Source organism: Halorubrum sp. SS7 (assembly GCF_005435055.1).
In the GTDB taxonomy this organism is placed as follows: Archaea; Halobacteriota; Halobacteria; order Halobacteriales; family Haloferacaceae; genus Halorubrum; species Halorubrum salinarum.
Map to the genome: position 1 here is coordinate 114,700 of NZ_SGXV01000005.1, position 14,953 is coordinate 129,652.

Genomic DNA, 14,953 nt, shown 5'->3' on the forward strand with positions numbered 1-14,953 from the left:
CTCGGTACGAAACGTTTGGCCTCGGTCCGACCGCGCTCGCAGCGGTCGGGGGTTTCGGAGGGGTATCGCCGACCCGGAGCGCCACAGAAGGACCGAGCCACGGGAGCGGTCCCGAGGCGAACCGTCGACGGCGCCTCAGTCGTCCGCGATCGGGTTCTCGAGGTCGATCTCGCCGGAATCGATCTCGGCCTCGACCTCGCGGACCGCGGTGACCATGTTCTCGGTCTTGCCGTACGCGATGTCGCGCGGGAGGAGCTTCAGCCCGCAGTCGGGGGAGATCGTGAGCTTCTCCGGCGGCACGACGCGCAGGCCCTGCCGGATGTTCCGCTTGATCTCCTCAACGGACTCCACCTCGGCGGTGTGGGCGTCGACGACGCCGAGCGCGAGGTCCGGCTCCAGTTCCGGCTCCTCGAAGACGGGGATCTGCTCGTAGTCGCCGTTCGACAGTTCGAGGTCGAACTCGTCGATCGGGTAGTCGTTGATCTCGGGGTACACCCGCGAGTAGTCGCCGTAGCAGACGTGGAGGCCGATCCGGACCTCCTCGGGGATGCCGGCGGCGATGCGTTCGAGCGCCTCGCCGACGATGGCGTGGTCCTCGGGGGTCGTCGCCAGCGCGGGCTCGTCGATCTGGATGTAGCGGGCACCCGCCTCGACCAGCTTCTCGACCTCCTCGTTGACGAGGTCCGCGAGGTCGTAGACGAGCTCCTCGGTCGAGGGGTACGCCTCGTTGAACGCCCAGAAGCCGAGAGTGTACGGCCCCGTGATCGGGACCTTCACCGGGCGCTCGGCGACGTTCGAGGTGAACTCGAACTCGTCGACCAGCCACGGCTCGTCGTACTCGACCTCCTCGACGACGCTCGGCTTGTCGAAGTAGTTGTGGCCCCACACCTTCACCGGCCCGTTGAACTCGTAGCCGTCGATGCGGTCGGCGAAGAACTCCACCATCTCGTTGCGGCGCATCTCGCCGTCGACGACCGTGTCGAGGCCGGCGCGCTCGTGCTCGTGCGTGATGAGCCGACAGGCGTCGTCGTGGGCCTCTTCGAGGTCAGACTCGTCGAACTTCGAGTCGGGGTCCGCCACCAGCTCGTCCGCCCGGTTGAGCCACTTCGGCTTCGGATACGAGCCGACGACGGTCGACAGCAGGAACGTCTCGTTCGGGTGGTCGTCCGGGCGGAACTGGTCGCGGTTCGCTTCGGGGTTTCGGACCATCAGTCGAGCACCTCCGCGGCGGCGGCGAGAGCGTTCAGCTTCTCTCGGTACTTGTTCGTCGGCAGGTAGAACAGCTCGGTGTTCGGCGTGAGGTAGGTCCGTTCGAACCCTTCGAGGGGGATCTGCGACTCGAACCACTCGACGCGCTCCGCGACCGTCTCGGCCTCCTCGACGAGCGTGTTCTGCCCGTCGACGAGCCCGAGCGACAGCGAGTCGGTCGAGCCGAACTCCTGGACGTTGTAGACGGTGTCGTCGCGGTCGCCGGCGACGAGGTCGAGCCCGATTGCGTCCGCGCCCGCCTCGTCGACGAGGTGGGCGTACAGCTTCTCGCCGAGCGCGCCGTAGAACGTCTGGACGACCACGTCGGCGTCGGTCGCGTCGGCGACCGTCGCGATGGCGTCCGTCGCCGTCGACTCGTCGCCCTCGGCGGGCGGGTCCGTGACGAGCGACGGTTCGAGGAGGAACAGCGTCTCGTGGGCCGGGAACGCCTCGACCTCGCCCGCGAGGAACTCGGCGACCGCGGCCTGGAACTCGGCCTCGTCGCCGTAGTGCTCGTCGGTCGCGAGGGCCGCGAGCGAGTACGGGCCGGGGAGCGTCGCGGCGAGCGACGCGTCGTCGCCGCCGTCGGCGGCCGCGAGCAGGTCGGCCGCGTCCGTCAGTTCGTCCGCCACGTCGCCGGAGAAGCGGAGGTCGTCGACGACGCGCGGGTCGCGGTAGAAGTTGTTGTTGTCGTAGTACCGGACGATCCCCCCGGTCTCGACCGCGTCGCTGACGGTCAGCGGGTGCGCGATCATGTCGTCCCAGCGGCCCTGCCCCTCGGAGATCAGGTCGAGGCCGGCGTCGAGTTGGTCGTCGACGTACTCGGCGCGCACCTCGTCGTACTCCGCGACGATCGCTTCGCCCTCGTCGCCGCTCAGGAGGTCCCCCTTCTGGTGGCCCTTCAGGTCGGAGAGCGTCTCTTTCGCCCGGTCCGGGAGCGGATACAGCCCCGGCGTCGCCGCGACACGTTCGGTCATCACCGTCCGTTGGATATGCCGTCGTATAATATTTGCTAATACGTTTTATGCCCTATAGTAATCCGCCGCGGAGGCCTACGCCCGGCGGAGGGCCAGCACCGTGAGCGTCTCGAAGGGGAACGACTCCTCGACGACCGGCTCGGCCGCGAAGCCGGCCTCGTCGACCAGGTCGAGCACCTCGTCGTAGCCGGTGAGCGAGGAGACGAGGAGGAGGACGACGCCGTCCGGCGCGAGCGCGCGCCCCACGTCCGCGAGGAACGGTTCGATGAGGTCGCGGCCCGACTCGCCCCCCGAGAGCGCGTGCTCCATCCAGTCGTCCCACTCGTTGTCGGGGTCGGTGGGCAGGTACGGCGGGTTGAAACACACCGTGTCGAACGCGTCCGCGCGGAACGGCGAGAGCAGGTCGGCGACGACCGCCTCGACGCCGCGCTCGCGGGCCTGACGCGCGGCGTGCGGGTTGAGGTCGGTCCCGACCACGTCGAGGCCGCGCTCCTCGGCGATCCGCTCGGCGACCCACCCCGACCCGGTGCCGACCTCCAGCACGCGGCCGTGCGCCTCGGCGACCGCCGCCTCCGCGAGCAGGCCGGAGTCCTCCGCGGGCTGGTAGACGACCGCGTCGTCGACGCCGCGCCGCGCCGCGAGGCCGTCGTCGTTTCCGTTTCCGCCGCCGCCCCCGCTCCCGTCGCCGCTCATCGGTCGCCCTCCACCGCGTCGCCGTCGGTCGACGCCCCGTCCGCGTCGGCCGCGTCGGCCGAGCCGCCGCGCGTCGCCGCGCGCCCCTCGACCGCGGCGTCCAGCTGCGGGCCGGAGGCGCCCTCCGTGCGGGCGGAGAGCGTCTGCTGCGGGAACGGGATGACGATCCCCTCGTCTTCGAGGGCGTCCTTCATCGCGCCCATCGCGGCGGTCTGGGTCCGCCAGCGCTTGCGCATGCTCGGGTTGCGGATCCAGTACCGGAGCCCCAACACGACCGCCGAGTCGCCGAAGCGCTTCGTCACGGCGTTCGGCTCGGGCATCTCGGCGACGTCCTCGACGCCCGCGACCGCCTCCTCGACCACCGCGGCCGCGCGCTCGACGTCGGTGTCGTAGTCGACGCCCACCTCGATCTCGATCCGCAGCCGGTTCCGGCGCGACCGGTCGACGATCGACCCGGACCGGACGTCGTCGTTCGGCATCGTGATCACCTCGCCGTCGAACGACCGCAGCCGCGTGCTCATGATCGATATCTCCGTCACGGTCCCCTCGTGGTCGCCGATCACCACCCAGTCGCCGACCTCGAACGGCCGGGAGAACATCAGGACGAACCCGGCCAGTATCGCGCCGAGCGTCTGCCGCGCCGCCATGCCGACCACGATACCCAGGAACCCCGCGCCGACGAGGAGACTGCCGACGTTGTCGGTGAACAGGCCGACGACGGCGAGGATCGCGGACGTGTAGACGCTCAGCTGCGTGATCCGCAGGATGACCTCCTGCTGGTGTTGCGAGATCGAGGCGCTCTCGGCGCCGATCTCGCGGATGACGCCCCCGAGGAAGTCCGTGAGCGCGTACGCGATCGCCAAGAGCAGCACGGCGAGGACGACGTTCGACAGCTGGTTCGCGCTCAGCGCCGACCGGGCCGTCTCGAAGAGGGCGCCGCTCTGGTCCCACACCGCGATCAGCGTGATCGCGCCCAGCGCCGTGGCGCCGCCGACGCCCGCCGACAGCAGGAGCCGCTGCGTCGAGCTGAGCTCCCTGTCTCCCCTCCGCAGTCGCCGCGTGAGGAGCCGGACCCCGAGCACCGCGGCGACGATCCCGACCGAGGCGGCGAACCGCTCGGCGTTGCCCGCGAGCGCGCGCTGAAGCTCCGTCACGAGGCCGACCCAGCCCGTCATCGTCACGCCTCCGCGGGGGAGCCGCGCTCGCGGGCCAGCTCAGCCAGCGCCGCGAACGCCGCCGGCTCCAGCGTGCCGGGGCGGCTGCTCAACAGCTCCTCGTCAGCCGCGTCCACGACGGCCTCCGGGTCGTCGAGCCCGGAGATGTGCGCCGTGTTCCGCACCGCGTTCCGCACCGTCTTGCGCCGCTGGGTGAACAGCGCCTTCACGAACCGGAGGAAGAACGCCTCGTCGCCGACGGCGTAGTCGGGGTCACGAGGGGTACAGCGCACGACGGCGCTCTCGACGGCCGGCTGGGGGTCGAACGCCTCCTTCGGCACGCGCTCGACGATCTCCACGTCGGCGTAGTGCTGCGCCGACACCGAGAGGCGGCCGTACGCGGACTCGCCGGCCGAGGCCACCATCCGGTCGGCGAACTCTGCCTGAAACATCACCACGAGCGGCTTCTTCTCCGGGAGCAGCCGGAAGGCGATCTCCGAGGAGACGCCGTACGGCAGGTTGGCGACGCAGGCGGAGAAGGGCGGGAGGTCGACGTCGAGCGCGTCGCCCTCGACCACGTCGAGGAGCCCGTCGGCGACCGCGGCCGCGAACTCCTCTCGGAGGAACTCGGCGAAGGCGCCGTCGCGCTCGATCACGGTGACGCGGCGGGGCGGGGAGTCGCCGGTCGCGGCGGCGTCGCCCGTCGCCGCGGCCAGGAGTCGGTCGGTGAGCGCCCCCGCGCCGCCGCCGATCTCGAGGAGGTGGCTCCGGTCGGCGTCGTCCGGGAGGTAGCCCGGGATCCGGTCGAGGACCCGGTCGTCGACGAGGAAGTGCTGGTCGCGGTCGGGGTCCGCCCGCGCGCCGGCCCGCCTCGCGAGCGCGTCGGGGTCGCGCTGCCCGTACGCGGCGCCCTCACCCGTCGATGAGTCGGTCATAGCCGGGGTACACGCGGTGTTCGGGTAAAAGTCTCGTTTCGGGGACACCGGGAGGACCCGGGGGCGGCGCGGCTCACTCCTCGCGCCCGACGAACGTCCGGTACTTCAGGTCGGACTCGCGGATCTCCTCGACGATCCGTTCGAGGATCACCTCCCGGGGGCGGTGGAGCCCGGAGATCCGCTCCTCGACGTCCGCGAAGCTCTCGAACGGGCCGCGCTTCCGCTCGTCTAAGAGGTCGTTGCGCAGCTTCTTGCCGATCCCCGGCAGCAGGTTCAGCTGGTGGAGCCGGAGGGTGATCGGCCCGGCCTCGTTGTAGAAGTCGACGAACCGCTCCTCGTCGGCCTCGACGATGGCCTCCGCGGCGTACTCGACCTCCGCGGCCGCGTTCCGGGTGAGGTCGTCGAACGACACCTCGCGGTAGCGGCCGACGTGCGGGCCGTCCAGCGCGATCCGGTCGCCGACGGAGGCGTCCGCGTCGTCGGCGAGCGTCAGTTCGTACAGCGCGAACGACGGCGCGCCGAGCGCGTACGCCACCGGCGACTTGCGGGACTGCGGACGGTCGTCGTCGGGGCGCCCGTTCGGCAGCACGTCGAGCAGGACGGCGGTGGGGCCGCCGCCGTCGTCGCTCCGTTCCGCTCCGGCGTCCGCGGCGGCGCCACCCCCGTTCCCGTCTTCTGCCGGCGTCCCGTCGCCGTCGGCGTTGTCCATGTATCGTTTATCGCTCCGAGCGGTGAAAAAACCGCTGGCGAGGCGGGTCGCGGCGCGGCCGCCGACGGTCGGATTCAATAGCGTCGGGTGCGACGTGGTACCATGGCGAAACCGGACCCCGAGGAGCTGGTTCGACTCGTCGAGGCGTTTCCCGGACCGTCGGTCGAGGCGGACGGCCCCGACCGCGGCGGGGCGACTGAGGCGACGGAGATCGGTCGGGTCGACGAGTTGCTCGACGGCGCGTACGGCGCCCTGACGCGGCGCTGGTACCCAGAGCTCCGCCGGCGCGCCGCGGCGCACGCGGACGGCGACTGCCTCCGCGAGCGGGTGCTCGAACACGTCGAGGCCGTGCCGTCGTTCCGCCTCTCGGACGGGCCGACCGCGCTGACGGAGCGGCGCGAGGCGCTCGCGGAGGCGGCGGCCCTGGCCGACGAGGTCCGCGAGATCGCGGAGTGGTACGGCACGCTCCGGTCGCGGCTGGAGGGCGACCGCGCGTCGCTGACGCGGGGCGAGCGGCTGCTCCACGACTTCGGCTACGCGCTGGCGCACGTCCTGTTCCTCGGCGCGTCGTCGCCGCGCGCCGTCGTCCGCCGGCTCCGGCTGGCGTACCGGTCGGTCGGCGTCAAGATCGACGAGACGGCCTCCGAGGGCGGTATCGAGGAGACGACGTTCACCTGTCCGTACCGGAACGTCGCGGCCGGGACCCGCGGGAAGCGGTGGGTGTGTCACGAGAAGCTGGACCGCGTCGACGACGGCTACGTGTCGTACCTCGCGGAGCGCGGGATCAGCTACCAGCGGCCGCGGGGCTGTGCGGGCTCGGAACAGTGTCAGTCGACGGTCGCCCGGGACGGGCCGGCGCGGTGGTGGCCGAAGACGCCCCCGGCCGCGGTCGGCGCCGACCCGTGACCCGCGACGGCGCGGCGGGCGGCCGGGAGGGTTCGGAGGCGCCCGCCGCGGAGCCGGACTCGGGGCGCCTGCGTCGGGTCCGGCGCAGCTACGACGCGTGGGCCCGCGTCTACGACTGGTTCGCGCGGGCCACGGCGTCGGTCGGCGGCGTCCGCGCCGCCTGCGTCCGCTCGCTCGACCTCGCGCCGGGCGACACCGTCGTCGAGTTCGGCTGCGGCCCGGGGGTGAACCTCCCCGCGCTCCGCGAGGCCGTCGGACCGAGCGGCCGCGTCGTCGGCGTCGACGTCTCGACCCGGATGCTCGACCGGGCCGCGGGGCTCGTCGCGCGGCGCGGCTGGGAGAACGTCTCGCTCGTCGAGGCGGACGCCGAGCGCCCGCCGGTCGCGGCCGCTGACGCCGTCCTCGCGACGTTCGTCACGTCGCTCTTCCCCGACCCGTACGCGGTCGTGCGCCGCTGGTGCGACCTGGCGGACGCCGTCGTCGTCGCGGCGTTCGTCCCGGAGGGGAACCGCGCGGCGAACGCCGCGCTCCGGGCGTTCGTGGCTCTCAACGGGCGGCTCTTCGACGCCCGGACCGGCGATCCGCTCGGCATGCTCGCGGAGCGGACCGGCGCGGCGCGGCGCGCGCTCGACGACGGCGCGGCTGTGCGCGAGCGCGACCGGCGGCTCTTCGGAACGATCGTCGTCGAGGCCGGTCGCGACCGGTGACGCGCGGGACCCGGCGCCCGCCCGGGGTCACCCGGAGACGGGGACGGAGACGACCGTGGCGTCCGCGGTCCGGATGACGCGCTCGGTCGTGCTCCCGAGGAGGTCGTCGGCCGCGGCGTCGAGGCCGCGCTTGCCCATCACGACCGCGTCGGCGTCGACGGCGTCCGCGTGCGCCGCGATCTCGTGGGCGGGGACCCCGGACTCGATCGCGGTCTCGCTGTCGATGCCCGCGTCCGCGACGGCGGTCGCGACCCGGTCGACCGCCGCCGCCAGCCGCTCGCGGCGCTCGGGGTCGTCCTCGTCGAACTTCTCCGGTTTCCCCGAGCGCTCGTACATCGGTATCTCCTCGACGACGCCGAGGACGTGTACCGTCCCCTCCGCCGCCGTGATCTCGATCGCGTCGTCGACCGCGTCGAGGGCGGCGTCGCCCTCGCCGGTCGGCACGAGGGTGGTCTGGTACATGCGGCTCGACGTAGGGGCGGAAATCTGAAAAAACGTGTCGGCGACCCATCCCGCCGGGCCGGGTGGGACCCGCGGTCAGGCGTACTTCGCGACGACGTTGAGGATCTCGTCGAGCTCGTCGCCGTCGAGCGAGTAGCGCTCCTGGGCGAACACCGAGCGGAGCTCCGTGCGGTCCTCGGGGAGCAGGTCGGCGATCTTCACCGCGGTCGGCACGTCGATCTGGTCGAGGTCGGTGAGCTCCTCGACGAGCTCGCGGGACTCGTCGGCGTCGAGGTCCGCGAACCGGTTGACGTGCTCGATCGCGCGGGCGAGCTCGTAGCGGAGGTCGCGGTCCTCGTCGGCCGCCCGCTCTTCTTCGATCTCCACGAGGATCTCCTTCGCCTCGGAGGTGGTGACGTACTCCTCGTCGAGCTTCTCTTTGAAGATCGTCATCTCAGTTCTGCTGCGCCCGCATGTGGGCGGCGGTGACGATGAGGGTCTTCGTCTTGCCGCCGTCCGGAATCTCGACTTTGAACGCCGACCCCTGCTTGCCGACGACGGTGCCGGTCCGACCGTCGAAGCGGGGGTGGAAGCGGCCATTGGGGACGCTCGGGTCGATCTTGAGGTGGACCTGCGACCCCTCGTCGAACTCCTGGATCGCTCGCTGCGGCGGGGAGGTGCCGCGGTTGCGGGGCTTGTTCGAGAGCTTGTCGCGAGTCGCCTTCTGCGGCCCATTGGAACTCGGCATGGTCTTGGGATACCTTCCGCTGCCGCCGTTATAAATCGTGCGTTACGACCCGCAGGACGTTGGCTCCTCACACACGCGGCGATCCGCGGGACCCGGCGACGCGGGAACCGCCCGATTGACGGGAGTTCGAGGACGCCGTTCTCGTGACCCGGTTCCTCGCGCGACCCGCTCCTCTCACCACTCGCTCCTCGCGCGGCCGGGTGCGCACGCGACTACCAGACGAACCTCCCCCTTCCGAAAGGGCTAATCCCGGGAGTCCCTATCATGTTCGTAATGAGTCATCAGCTGCCGGACGTACAGGCGTCGTCCCCCGACGTCACCGTCGGGCTATCGCAGGTCGGCGTCACCGGCGTGGAGAAGCTCGTCAAGCTGGCGCGCGGCGACAAGCGCCCCATCGTTCTCATGGCGGAGTTCGAGGTGTTCGTCGACCTCCCGAGCGGGCGGAAGGGGATCGACATGTCGCGGAACCTCGCGACGGTCGACGAGATATTGGAAGACATCACCCGCGAGGAGGCGTACCGCGTCGAGGACGTCTGCGGCGACGCCGCCGAGCGGCTCTTGGAGAAGCACGACTACACGACCACCGCCGAGGTGTCGATGACGGCGGAGCTCGTCACCCGCGAGCACACGCCGGCGTCGGACATCGAGACCCAGAGCACGGCGACGATCGTCGCCAGCGCGACCGCCACCGAGGACGGCACCCGCGAGGAGATCGGCGCCGAGGTCACCGGCATGACCGTCTGCCCCTGCTCGCAGGGGATGAGCGAGTCGCGGGCCCGCGAGAAGCTCGCCGAGCTGGGCGTCGACGAGGAGACGACCGAGGAGTTCCTCGACGCCGTCCCGCAACCGGGCCACTCCCAGCGCGGCCACGCGACCCTGACGATCACGACCGACGGCCACCCGGACGTGGACCTCCGGGACGTGATCGACGTCGCCCGCGACTCGATGAGCGCGCGCATCTACAATATGGCGAAACGGCCCGACGAGGACCACATGACCTACGAGGCCCACGCCGACGCGAAGTTCGTCGAGGACTGCGTCCGCGCGCTCGCCGAGGGCACCGTCACCGAGTTCCCGCACCTCTCGGACGACGCCGTGATCCACATGAAGCAGTCGAACGACGAGTCGATCCACCAGCACAACGCCCACGCCGAGCGCGAGGTCCGGCTGGGCGACCTCCGCGACGAGCTCGACCGATAGCCCGCCGCCACGGACTCAGAACGTCAGCGGCTCCGAGTCCGCCCAGCGCGGCTCGAACTGCTCTTTCACGCTCGTCGCGAAGTCGATGTCCTTCACGTCGATCATCGCGAACGGCTCGTCCGCCGACAGCGGGTGCGGGACCTCGATGCACACCTCTATCTCGTCGAAGACGTTGAACGTCCCGTCGACGTTCGGGGAGGTCCGGACCTCGAACCCGTCCATGTCGGCCAGCTCCGACGTGTACCGGCGCCCGACGCTCCGCGGGAGCGCGTCGACCGTCGCCGGCGACAGCAGCACGCGGATCTCCACGCCGCGTTCGAGCGCGGACTCGAGCTCGGCGGTCACCTGCTCGCCGATCGTTCCGAGGTCGAAGCCGGTCGCCGGCGCGCCCGCGACCACGACGACCCGACGCTCCGCGGCGGCGATCCGCTCTAAGAGGAGGTCCGTCGCCTCCTCGGCGCCGACGGCCGCGGTCCAGAACTGGCCGTCGACCGGCTCGCCGGCGTCGAGCTCCGCCGAGAGATCGTCGACCACGGCCTCGTACTGCTCGGCCTGCGTCCGCAGCTCCTCCTTCTTCTCGTCGAGCAGCCGGTCGAGCGCCGCGTCCGGCTCGACCGCGACGTACTTCTTCGGGCGGCTCGCGGCCTGACTGCGGACCAGGCTGTGTTGCTCCAAGCTGTTGAGCACGTCGTAGATCCGTCCCATCGGGACCTCGCTGGCCCGCGAGAGGTCCTTGGCCGTCGTCGGCCCGGTCCGAAGGAGCGCGCGGTACGCCCGGGCCTCGTACTCGGAGAGCCCCAGGTCGCGAAGAGATGCCATACGCTGGGATGCCCCGGCGTCCGTATAAACGCATCGTCCGTTTACGATCCGCGAAGGGCCTCGCGAACGACCGTCGAAGCGAGGTCGCTGCCCCCGACGCGTCGATCCAGCCCGGTCGCGGATCTCAGGCGAGCACGTCGCCGACCCGATCCATCAACTCGTCGGGCGTTTCCGCCGGCTCCGAGGCGCCGGCGCCGGCGAGGACGACCGCGGTCCCCTCGGGGACCGTCCGCGGCGCCGGCGCGTCGGCCTCGTGGGCGTTCGGCGCGACGACCTTCTCGTGGTCGGCGACCCGCCACGCGGCGCGGTGGAGGTCGCTCCCGGGCTCCGTCCCGACCGCGATGACCGTCGTGCCGCGCCGGAGTCGGGCGGCGAGGCTCCCGTAGGCGGCGACCTGAACGCTCAGCCGCTCGGTGGCGCCGGCGAACGCCTCGGCGGTCTCCCGCGCGACCTCGCGGTAGCGGTCCTCGCCGGTGAGCGCCGCGAGGTCGCAGAGCGCCGTCGCCATCTCGACGTTGGCGTCGAGCGGGCGGAACGACCGGTCGAGCAGCCCCGGGCCCGAGCGCGGGCCGTCGACGAAGGAGCCGTCGACGCGGAGCCGGTCGACCGCTCGGTCCGCGACCGCGCGGGCGACGGCGGCGCCCTCGCCGCGCACGCCGGCGGCGCGGACGTACGCGCCGACGACGCGGGCGGCGTCTTCGAGCAGGTCGGACTCGCCGGCCTCGTCGCTGCCGCGGTAGTGCGTCACCTCGCCGGTGTCGGCGTCGATCAGGTCGCGTTCGAGCCCGTCGAGGATGCGCCCGCCGTACTCGCGGGCCCGCTCGTCGTCGGTGTAGGCGGCCACCGCGAGGAGCGCGTCCGCGGCGAGCGCGTTGCCGCCCGCGAAGACCGTGAGGTCGCGGCGGGGCTCGTCCAGGTCCGCGCGGTCCTCGGCGGGCGCGGCGTAGTATGCGCGGCCGAGCCCCGGACCGAGGCTCCCGCCGACGCCGTAGCCCGTCCAGAGGTCGTCCGTGAGGAAGGAGACGGCGTTGAGCGCGGGGTCGAGGTAGGCCTCGTCGCCGGTGTAGAGGAAGGCGTTGGCGAACGCGCGGGTCACGGCGGCGTTCGTGTCGAGCGGCTTCTCGTAGGCCACGTCGCCCCAGTCCGACGTGCCCGCGTACCGGAAGAACCCGCCGTCGACGTCGTCGGTCAGGTGGTCGCGGACCGCGTCGAGCGTCCGGAGCGCCCGGTTCCGGTCGCGCTTCAGCGCGAACTCGACGGTGCGCGGGAGCGGGAACTTCGCGTCGGTCCCCCAGCCGGCGTGTTCGGCGTCGTACTTGGCCTCCAACTGGCCCGCGAGGTGGCTCTCTATCGCGTCGGTCACCTCGCCGCGGGGCGGCAGGTCGGCGTCGAGCGCGCGGGGGACGCGCCCGGCCTCCCGGCCCTTGTCGGCCCACATCTGCCGGACCGACTCGAGGACCTGCCGCATCCCGTCCACGTCGAGGTAGCCCGCGCCCGTCAGCAGCGTCCCCTCGGGCGCCAGGAAGGCGGTCGTCGGGAACCCGCCCATGTTGTACCGCTCGCGCACCCGCGGGTGGCGGTCGACGTCGACGCGGACGGGGACGAACCCCTCGTTGACGTTGGCCGCGATCCGCGGCTCCGCGTAGGTGATCGCGTCCATCTCGTGACAGCCCTCGCACCAGGTGGCCGACAGCGAGAGCAGCACCGGGCAGTCGCGCTCGTCGGCCTCGGCGAACGCCTCGGGGCCCCAGTCGCGCCACTCGACGCGGGTCTCGTCGCTCATATCCCCAGTCGGACTGGGGCGGGGGTAAGCGCTTCGAGAGCGGCCCGCTGGGACGGGACGCGGAAGGCCGCGGAGCGGCGGCTGTGAGGGGAAACGACGGAGGGCGGAAGGAGGGCGCTGCGTCGGTGTCCACGCGACGCGTCGGCGTTCGGACGGGCGGTTCTATCGGCGGTCCGGCGTCAGCGCTTGTAGTCGTGGCCGAGCGCGAGCGCGAGGGCGTTCGCGAACAGGAGGGCGACGAACAACTGCCCGGTGCCGCCGTCGAGCCCCGAGTACAGCAGCACGGGGTACGTCGCCGGGATGGCGATGGCCGCCCAGAAGGCGGCCGCCTTGACGGTACCGGTCATCAGCCCGGCGAGCCGTTCGCCGGAGGCGATCTGGGTGGGAGCGGGGGTTGACATGGACACTTCCGCGTACGACGGGGACCCACATATACCCCGCCGAGGGTTCGGCGAATTTCATGGCGTTTCTCGACGGATCGAGTCGTTTTACAACCGTCTCAGAAACGTTTTAACCGTTCATAGAGCTCGCTAATCCTTTGTTCTCGGATCGCCGCCGATCCGGGTATGTTGGTCGCTCACGGGGCGTCCCGCGGGGCCGACCGCGGCGCCCCGGCGAACGCGGGCCTGAACGACTGCCACGGCACCAACCGCTTTGTCCGTCGGGCGGCGAGGGAGGGGCATGACCGAGACCGATCGCCGCGACCGACGCAATGACCGGACGAGCCGAGACGACGACGCGCGCGCCGACGGCGGCCGCCCGCGGGTGGCGGTCGTCGCCTGCGGCGGGACCATCGCCTCGGAGCCAGGCGACGACGGCGCGGCGCCCGAGAAGACCGGCGACGACCTCGTGGCCGCGGTGCCGGCCGTGTCGGACCACGCCCGGGTGACGACGACCGAGGTGTGCTCGCGGCCGGGGTTCGACGTGCGGTGGCGGGACGTGCTCGCGACCGCGGGGGCCGCCCGCGACGCGGTCGGCGAGGGGGCCGACGGCGTCGTCGTCACCCACGGGACGGACACCCTCGCGGACACCGCGTTCGCGCTCGACCTGCTCACGGACCTCGACGCGCCGGTCGTCGTCACGGGCGCGCAGCGCCGCCTCGACGAGCCCTCCAGCGACGTGCCGGCGAACCTCGCGCTCGCGGTTCGGGCGGCCGCGGACGACCGGTTCTCGCCCGGCGTCCACGTCGCGTTCGACGACGAGCTCCACGCCGCGCGCGACGTCGTGAAGGGGCACAGCAACGCGCTGTCGACGATGACCTCGCCGGGGACGGGGCCCGTGGCGACGTTCACCCGCGACGCCTCGCGGCTCGTCCGGGCCCCCGAGCGCGGCGTCGCGGTCGACCCGCTCGCGGACGCGATCGAGGGCCCCTCCGACGTGCCCGAAGTCCCGGTGATCCACTCCGGGACCGGCGTCGGCGCGGGCGCGATCGAACGCGCGCTCGACGCGGGCGTCGGCGGCGTCGTCGTCGAGGGCACCGGGCTCGGGAACGTCACCGGCGCGCTCGGCGACGCGATCGGCGAGGCGGTCGCGTCCGTGCCGGTCGTCGTCGCCGGCCGCCCGCCCGCCGGGCCGACGGAGCCGGTGTACGGGACGTCGGGCGGCGCCGTCACGCTCGCGGGCCACGGCGTGACCTTCGCCGGCGACCTCTCGGCCGCGAAGGCGCGCGTCGCGCTCGCGCTCGGCCTCGCGGCGGGGCTCGACGGCGAGGGGATCGAGGCGCTGTTCGCGCCGGCGTGAGGCGACCGCGGGCGCGCTGAAGAGCGGAATCGCCCGCCGGTGTCGGTCAGACGGTTGTTTTCGTTTACACGAGGCCCTTATGTGCCGCCCGCGTATCGGGAGGTATGAGTCAGCTCACGCGACGAGCGGCCCTCTACGGCGTCGCCGGCGGCGTCGCCGCGCTCGCGGGGTGTACCGAGGCCGGCGTCCCGGCGGACGGGGACGGCACCGACGGCGGGGACGGAGACGGAAACGGCACGGACGGGAGCGACGGAGACGGAAGCGACGGAGCCGACGGGGACAGCGGTGACGGAGCCGACAGCGACGACGAGGAGGTGACGACTGTCGTCCAGCAGGTCGGTGCCGCCCTCTCGGGCCCCACGTGGGACCGGACCGAGCGGCGCGGCCTCTGCGCGCTGATCGCCGAGGAGGGGGACGCCTCGTGGCTCCTCGACGACGCGCCCGAAGCGGTCCGCGCGTTCGTCGAGGAGACCGACTTCGCGGCGTCGGTGCTCGTTTACGTCGAGTCCGTCGGTCCCGACACCTGCCACGACGAGATCACGTTCGATAGCACCGGCATGGGCGTCGAGGACGGGACCTTCGTCGCGGACGCGACGGTCCAGGGGCCGGGGAGCGACGACGTCGCCTGCGGCGAGGCGATCACTTACCCGGCCGCGCTGATCCGGGTCACGAGCGACCCGCTCCCCGACGCGGCCCGGCTCTCCGTCACCGACGGCTGGGGCGAGACGGGGACGGTGCGCGACGGCGAGGGCGTCCCGGACTCGGACAGGCTCGCCGGCGGGATCTGATCCGCCGGGGACCGCTCGACCGTTCCTGTTTCGGTCGCCAACGACGTGGAGCGGCCCGCTCCGCGCCGCTGTGCGAGGCCGCGGCCCGCGGACGACGCCCGCCCG

16 protein-coding genes and 1 pseudogene are annotated in these 14,953 nt (G+C 72.3%); 5 read left to right on the top strand and 12 right to left on the bottom strand.

From position 1 onward, the window contains the following. Positions 1-135: 135 nt before the first annotated feature. The 6 genes from EXE44_RS07710 to EXE44_RS07735 form a co-directional block, all read right to left on the bottom strand. The gene (locus EXE44_RS07710; protein ID WP_137716655.1) at positions 136-1,209 is read right to left on the bottom strand and encodes a methionine synthase; all 1,074 of its coding nucleotides are present in this window, start codon (positions 1,207-1,209) and stop codon (positions 136-138) included. Further along, positions 1,209-2,225, bottom strand: a complete 1,017-nt coding sequence (locus EXE44_RS07715; RefSeq protein ID WP_137716656.1) for a 5-methyltetrahydropteroyltriglutamate--homocysteine methyltransferase — start codon at positions 2,223-2,225, stop codon at positions 1,209-1,211. Before EXE44_RS07715 ends, EXE44_RS07710 begins: the two co-directional genes overlap by 1 nt. A 75-nt stretch (positions 2,226-2,300) precedes the next feature. Continuing rightward, positions 2,301-2,918 carry a HemK2/MTQ2 family protein methyltransferase gene (locus EXE44_RS07720; RefSeq protein WP_137716657.1) on the bottom strand — a complete coding sequence of 206 codons (618 nt, stop codon included), beginning with the start codon at positions 2,916-2,918 and terminating at the stop codon, positions 2,301-2,303. Further along, positions 2,915-4,093, bottom strand: a complete 1,179-nt coding sequence (locus EXE44_RS07725; protein WP_137716658.1) for a mechanosensitive ion channel family protein — start codon at positions 4,091-4,093, stop codon at positions 2,915-2,917. The genes EXE44_RS07720 and EXE44_RS07725 overlap by 4 nt, the downstream gene beginning before the upstream one ends. Positions 4,094-4,095: 2 nt before the next feature. Next, positions 4,096-5,007, bottom strand: a complete 912-nt coding sequence (locus EXE44_RS07730; RefSeq protein WP_137716659.1) for a 16S ribosomal RNA methyltransferase A — start codon at positions 5,005-5,007, stop codon at positions 4,096-4,098. A gap of 73 nt (positions 5,008-5,080) precedes the next feature. Further along, positions 5,081-5,716, bottom strand: coding sequence for a DUF655 domain-containing protein (locus EXE44_RS07735; RefSeq protein ID WP_137716660.1), 636 nt, complete (start codon positions 5,714-5,716; stop codon positions 5,081-5,083). 102 nt (positions 5,717-5,818) lie between these two features. Here EXE44_RS07735 and EXE44_RS07740 point away from each other — a divergent pair, with 102 nt between their 5' ends. Next, positions 5,819-6,622, top strand: coding sequence for a hypothetical protein (locus tag EXE44_RS07740; protein WP_137716661.1), 804 nt, complete (start codon positions 5,819-5,821; stop codon positions 6,620-6,622). After that, positions 6,580-7,329, top strand: a complete 750-nt coding sequence (locus EXE44_RS07745; protein ID WP_137716662.1) for a class I SAM-dependent methyltransferase — start codon at positions 6,580-6,582, stop codon at positions 7,327-7,329. Before EXE44_RS07740 ends, EXE44_RS07745 begins: the two co-directional genes overlap by 43 nt. Positions 7,330-7,356: 27 nt before the next feature. Here the strand turns inward: EXE44_RS07745 and EXE44_RS07750 are convergent, their stop codons facing one another. The 3 genes from EXE44_RS07750 to EXE44_RS07760 form a co-directional block, all read right to left on the bottom strand. Beyond that, complete coding sequence (locus EXE44_RS07750) at positions 7,357-7,791, bottom strand: universal stress protein (RefSeq protein ID WP_121562906.1); 435 nt, start codon at positions 7,789-7,791, stop codon at positions 7,357-7,359. A 75-nt stretch (positions 7,792-7,866) separates the two neighbouring features. After that, a complete protein-coding gene (locus EXE44_RS07755) occupies positions 7,867-8,223 on the bottom strand; it encodes an RNA polymerase Rpb4 family protein (RefSeq protein ID WP_137716663.1) in 357 nt (118 codons plus the stop codon). A 1-nt stretch (position 8,224) separates the two neighbouring features. After that, positions 8,225-8,518, bottom strand: coding sequence for a 50S ribosomal protein L21e (locus EXE44_RS07760; RefSeq protein ID WP_008441398.1), 294 nt, complete (start codon positions 8,516-8,518; stop codon positions 8,225-8,227). Positions 8,519-8,791: 273 nt separating this feature from the next. Between EXE44_RS07760 and mptA the strand changes: the two genes are divergently transcribed. Beyond that, complete coding sequence (mptA, locus tag EXE44_RS07765) at positions 8,792-9,718, top strand: GTP cyclohydrolase MptA (protein WP_137716664.1); 927 nt, start codon at positions 8,792-8,794, stop codon at positions 9,716-9,718. 15 nt (positions 9,719-9,733) lie between these two features. Here the strand turns inward: mptA and EXE44_RS07770 are convergent, their stop codons facing one another. The 3 genes from EXE44_RS07770 to EXE44_RS07780 form a co-directional block, all read right to left on the bottom strand. Beyond that, positions 9,734-10,537, bottom strand: a complete 804-nt coding sequence (locus EXE44_RS07770; protein WP_137716665.1) for a TrmB family transcriptional regulator — start codon at positions 10,535-10,537, stop codon at positions 9,734-9,736. A 124-nt stretch (positions 10,538-10,661) separates the two neighbouring features. Beyond that, positions 10,662-12,320: a DUF255 domain-containing protein gene (locus EXE44_RS07775; protein WP_137716666.1), complete on the bottom strand. Its 1,659-nt coding sequence runs from the start codon at positions 12,318-12,320 to the stop codon at positions 10,662-10,664. A gap of 179 nt (positions 12,321-12,499) precedes the next feature. Beyond that, positions 12,500-12,721, bottom strand: a complete 222-nt coding sequence (locus tag EXE44_RS07780) for a hypothetical protein (RefSeq protein ID WP_137716667.1) — start codon at positions 12,719-12,721, stop codon at positions 12,500-12,502. A 280-nt stretch (positions 12,722-13,001) separates the two neighbouring features. Here EXE44_RS07780 and EXE44_RS07785 point away from each other — a divergent pair, with 280 nt between their 5' ends. Together EXE44_RS07785 and EXE44_RS07790 are read left to right on the top strand one after the other, a co-directional pair. Continuing rightward, a complete protein-coding gene (locus EXE44_RS07785) occupies positions 13,002-14,060 on the top strand; it encodes an asparaginase (protein ID WP_137716668.1) in 1,059 nt (352 codons plus the stop codon). A 104-nt stretch (positions 14,061-14,164) separates the two neighbouring features. Then, positions 14,165-14,845, top strand: a pseudogene (locus EXE44_RS07790) (hypothetical protein); the annotation flags it as partial. Between the last annotated feature and the right edge of the window lie 108 nt (positions 14,846-14,953).